The organism is Bradyrhizobium sp. (genome assembly GCF_030697065.1).
In the GTDB taxonomy this organism is placed as follows: domain Bacteria; phylum Pseudomonadota; class Alphaproteobacteria; order Rhizobiales; family Xanthobacteraceae; genus Bradyrhizobium.
In genome coordinates, this window is the sequence record NZ_JAUYQU010000125.1 from 1 (window position 1) to 4,013 (window position 4,013).

General features: G+C 64.1%; 7 protein-coding genes. All 7 read right to left on the reverse strand.

The annotated features are described in order from the left end of the window. On the reverse strand, positions 1-207 hold a 207-nt coding region (locus tag Q8R73_RS26045; RefSeq protein ID WP_371126073.1), incomplete at its 3' end, for a type II toxin-antitoxin system RelE/ParE family toxin. Then, positions 111-335 carry a hypothetical protein gene (locus tag Q8R73_RS10315; protein ID WP_305719445.1) on the reverse strand — a complete coding sequence of 75 codons (225 nt, stop codon included), beginning with the start codon at positions 333-335 and terminating at the stop codon, positions 111-113. The genes Q8R73_RS26045 and Q8R73_RS10315, both read right to left, overlap by 97 nt. 97 nt (positions 336-432) lie before the next feature. Next, a complete protein-coding gene (locus tag Q8R73_RS10320; protein ID WP_305719446.1) occupies positions 433-1,068 on the reverse strand; it encodes a DUF2865 domain-containing protein in 636 nt (211 codons plus the stop codon). A 294-nt stretch (positions 1,069-1,362) separates the two neighbouring features. Beyond that, positions 1,363-1,698 (reverse strand): hypothetical protein, encoded by a 336-nt coding sequence (locus tag Q8R73_RS10325; RefSeq protein WP_305719447.1) that lies wholly within the window; start codon positions 1,696-1,698, stop codon positions 1,363-1,365. A 188-nt stretch (positions 1,699-1,886) separates the two neighbouring features. Then, positions 1,887-2,135 (reverse strand): hypothetical protein, encoded by a 249-nt coding sequence (locus tag Q8R73_RS10330; protein ID WP_305719448.1) that lies wholly within the window; start codon positions 2,133-2,135, stop codon positions 1,887-1,889. A gap of 200 nt (positions 2,136-2,335) precedes the next feature. Further along, entirely contained in the window at positions 2,336-3,208 is an 873-nt protein-coding gene (locus Q8R73_RS10335) for a LysR substrate-binding domain-containing protein (protein WP_305719449.1), read from the reverse strand. 1 nt (position 3,209) lies between these two features. Beyond that, positions 3,210-4,013, reverse strand: an 804-nt coding sequence (locus tag Q8R73_RS10340) for an NAD(P)-dependent oxidoreductase (RefSeq protein WP_305719450.1), incomplete at its 5' end; no start/stop codon positions are given.

Here is a 4,013-nt window from a genome sequence, read left to right on the forward strand (position 1 = left end):
GGCGTGCTGGATGGCCCGCTTCACCGAGCGCGCTGCGCCTGGACTTTGCTCGTGGATATAGTTGTAAATCGCCTCAAGGTCACGCCGCGAGCGCGGCGTGTAGCGGACTCTCACAGGCCATGCCGCTTGTAGAACGCGGCCATTTCCGCATCGCTGACAAACTCGCCGCGCTCGGCCTCGGCGTTGCCTTCCTGGATCGCCTGCCACTCGTCAACGCGCAGGGGGCTCACGTCCTGCGCTTCGATGACCAGCAGGATCTCGGCGGCATAGGCCTGCCGCTCCTCGGGCCAGGCCCGGACACGTTCAAGAACGGCAGTGATCTGATCCTTTGTCATGCAGACAATTTATCACAACGGACCAATTTCGCTACAGCAACAATATCGCGTTATAGGGCTGCCGACACTTGCACGCATCATATGACCCAGCCAACCATCACCGTTTCGCGAGGACGGGAGGTCGGGCGTATCGGCCGGTGACGGCCTTCGAGGCCGCAGCAAATTTCGGCTGGCCGCCTGACAGACTGCGGACAACCCTGAAGCCATCATGCGAAGCCACGATATCACCCTGGCGTAGAGTCTCGTCATTCTCGATCTTGATGCTGGCAAGTCCGATCACGTCCTTGCCGTTGCAGGTACACCCTGTGACGAGTTCCTCGCGATACCGGAAAGCATTCTGAAGCGAGGAATAGGGCTTTCCATCTCTTGCGGAAGCATTGTCGATCGTACCGCCGTAAAACACTTTTGTCTCGGCTGCCGGACAAAGGTCCTTGCAGCCCTCCGCTTGCGTGTCGCCCGAAGGAGCCGGGAAGTACCGGCCATCGCAGGTTCTGACGCAATATGCCGCGCTGCCGGCGCCTTGCGTTCTGCGAGCCGGAGCAGCAACCCTCGGCGGGAATTCCGTATCGGGATTTTCTCCGTAAGCCATAATCGGCATTGCCGAGTGGGGTCTCGTCGATCCCCCCATCATGATCTCGTGGGCGCTCTCCTGTGCCTGCACTGCTATTGCAGAAGCGGCCGCAGCAGCTAAGGCGACGAAAGTGAGGATGTGTTTAAGTCCGATGATCGACATGCTGCTGTCCCTTTGGCATGAGGGCAACATTCGGGTCGGTCCCGGGTTCCGGGAAATGAATCGTCGCCACGGCTTGGCGCCCGTCGGCCGATTGATGGTCAATATTGCTCACCGGAAAAATTTCGAAGAAAAAGCCTCGCCCCGGCGCTCGCTTACGCGGTTCGCGACGGCGCTTCACTTGTTGGGCCCGTCGGTCTTCTTCTTCTGCACCTCTGAGAACCAACATTATCGCGTGCGCCCGTGCTGGGCGGACCAAAGGCCCGGGCGTGTTACCGCCCGGGCTTGACGTTTGCGTTATCGCGTCGTTGCAGGGGCAGGTGCTGTCGTGGCGGGAGCGGCAGGCGCAACGTTCGGAGTTATGACGCGCGGAGCGCCAGAAGTCTGGCCGGTCGTCGTGCCGGGGGTCGAATTGCTGGTGGCGGCGGGCGGATTGTTGACAGCCGTCCGGTTGTCGCCCCACGAGCCAAACAACATCAACCCGCCCACGATGACTGCCGCGCCAATAATGGCGGCAATCGTCCCGGTTCCCATGCCGGTCTTGCGGGTATCAAGGCCGCCTTGGTCAATTGATGTTCGGTTGGTGGATCCGATGCGGTCGTCGCGCCCCGGCTGGTTGTCAAGATTGCTCATTTTTATTCTCCAAAAGTTGAACGGAAAAAACCTTTCAACGATTGAATCGTTCCAACGAAAACACCGCGCCCCGGCGGGCAATATCCCGGGACGCGGCGTTGTTGTGCCGACGGTACATCCGCGTCAGCCATGGACACTCAACCAGCGATTTTCGCGGTTGTTCCATGCCGTCTCGCTAGACGATCAGGTCACCTGCAGACGCGTACGCGCTTGACGACGCGGCGGCCGAAACGGTCGCGCTTGATGATGGTTCGGACCTTGCAGACCCGGTGCGAGCGATAATGACCGCGGTGTGAACGATAATGACGCACGTCAACGACGTCCGACGCTGCGGCTGCGGCCCCGGCAATCGGGTGGGCCGGCAAGGCGCTGGCTGGAGAGAGCGCGGAGAAGCCGAGGAACGCGGCGACGGCAACACTGAAGGCGATCGATTTCATTTCATTTCCTTGTTCAACCAGCCCCGACTCGACTGTACGTCGTGCCACTGAACGCGCCATGAATGAAATATACTTAGATCCGTAATGCTCTCGTATCTCGCGGGAACTCGGGAACCTGCACGCCGAAGATTTGCCGTGAACGCGAGCGATCGATGACAGTTCCGATGCGGCGAAACTCCGCGAAAATCCTGCCGGCCGTTCTAAACCGCCCCGCCCCACCCGCGCGAGGCCTCGAACATCATCATCGCCGGCGCCGTCGGCGGCAGCGTGTCGGGGACGATCAGCTTGATCTCCTTGGCGAGGTCGACGCCTTCGAGACGCAGCGCGACCAGCCGCCGCGCGGCGACTTCGTCGGCGACGGAGGATTCTATCACGATCGACGCGCCGGCGCCGGCGCGGACCGCGCGCTTGACGGCCTCGGTGCTGCCGAAGCCGCCGACGATGGTGAGAGTGCCGGCGGCCGGTCCGAGCCGGCGGCGCAGCAGATGCCCGGTGCCGGTGCCGGATTCGCCGCCCAGCAATGGCTCGCCCTGCAGTTCGGCCACGGAGAGCGAGCCGCGCCCGGCCCAGCGATGATCGGGGGCGACGATGACGACCAGCGGCTCGCGCGCGAAGGTGCGCGCGGCAAAGCCTTCCCTGCCGTCCCACCATTCCATCGCGGCGAGATCGGCTTCGCCGCGTTCAAGCCTTGCGACGACATCATTGTTCGGTCCGATCCATTGCTCGACCGGAATGCCGATGCTGCGCTGAAACGCCCCCAGATGAGGCTGCAGCAGATAGGTGCCGACATTGCTCGATGCCGCCACGCGCAGCGTCGGAAGCTGGACCAGGCCGCGCACGCGGCCGGCGGTTTCGACCAGCGAACGCGCCAGCGGCAAAAAGCGCGCGCCCTGGTCGGTCAGCACGGCGCCGCCGCGCCGGCGCAGCACCAGCGGCGCGGCCATTACCTCCTCGAGCTGGCGGATGTGATCGACGATGGTCGACGGCGCGAGATCGAGCTGACGCGCGGCGGCACGAATGCCGCGGGCGGCGATCACGGCGAGAAAGGTTTTGGCGTGGGTCAGGTTCAGCATTTTATGCGGTCAAGGCCGCGGTCTTGATTTTCGGGATGGTGACCAGCCCGGCGGGCACCTGGCCTGCCAGGGCCTGCAGGATGCTGGTCGCGGCGGACAGCTCGATCTGCCGCCGCGCCGACGTCACCGCCGATCCGATATGCGGCGTCAGCACGGTTCGCGCCCCCGGTGCGGTCAATCCCGGATCGATCGACATCGGCCGGTGCGGCCGCGCCCAGTCCTCGCATTCGAACACGTCGGCGGCGTAGCCGCCGAGATGGCCGCTCGCCAGCGCATCGGCCACCGCGGCTTCATCGACCAGCGAGCCGCGCGCGGGGTTGACCAGCAGCGCGCCCGGCTTCATCCGGCCGATCGCCCGCGCATCGATCAACCCGGTGGTGGAATCGGTCAGCGGCAGGCCCAGCACCACGAAATCGGATAGCTTCAGGACGTCATCGAACGCCACCCGCTCGACGCCGGTGCCTTCGTCGAACGGCTTCGCATCGAACGCGACGATGCGGCAGCCGAAGCCGCCGAGACGGCGCGCGATGGCCTGGCCGACCAGGCCGAACCCGATGATCCCGACCGTCGCGTTGCCGATGCCCGTGCCATACAATTGGGGCCGCCAGCCGGCAAAACCCTGATGACGGATGCCGGCATCTCCGGCCGGGATGTGCCGCCCGATCGCGATCATCAATCCGATCGCCAGTTCCGCGGTCGGCCCGGTGAGGAGGTCCGGCACGATGGTGACCTGGACGCCGCGTTCGCGCGCGGCATCGACATCGATATTGTCATAGCCCTTCAGCGCGGCGCCGATGATTTTCAG

What these genes read in the sequence shown, in the direction of transcription:
- Q8R73_RS10315 (WP_305719445.1), bottom strand. Translation starts at nt 335, where the DNA reads ATGACAAAGGATCAGATCACTGCCGTTCTTGAACGTGTCCGGGCCTGG.
- Q8R73_RS10320 (WP_305719446.1), bottom strand. Translation starts at nt 1,068, where the DNA reads ATGTCGATCATCGGACTTAAACACATCCTCACTTTCGTCGCCTTAGCT.
- Q8R73_RS10325 (WP_305719447.1), bottom strand. Translation starts at nt 1,698, where the DNA reads ATGAGCAATCTTGACAACCAGCCGGGGCGCGACGACCGCATCGGATCC.
- Q8R73_RS10330 (WP_305719448.1), bottom strand. Translation starts at nt 2,135, where the DNA reads ATGAAATCGATCGCCTTCAGTGTTGCCGTCGCCGCGTTCCTCGGCTTC.
- Q8R73_RS10335 (WP_305719449.1), bottom strand. Translation starts at nt 3,208, where the DNA reads ATGCTGAACCTGACCCACGCCAAAACCTTTCTCGCCGTGATCGCCGCC.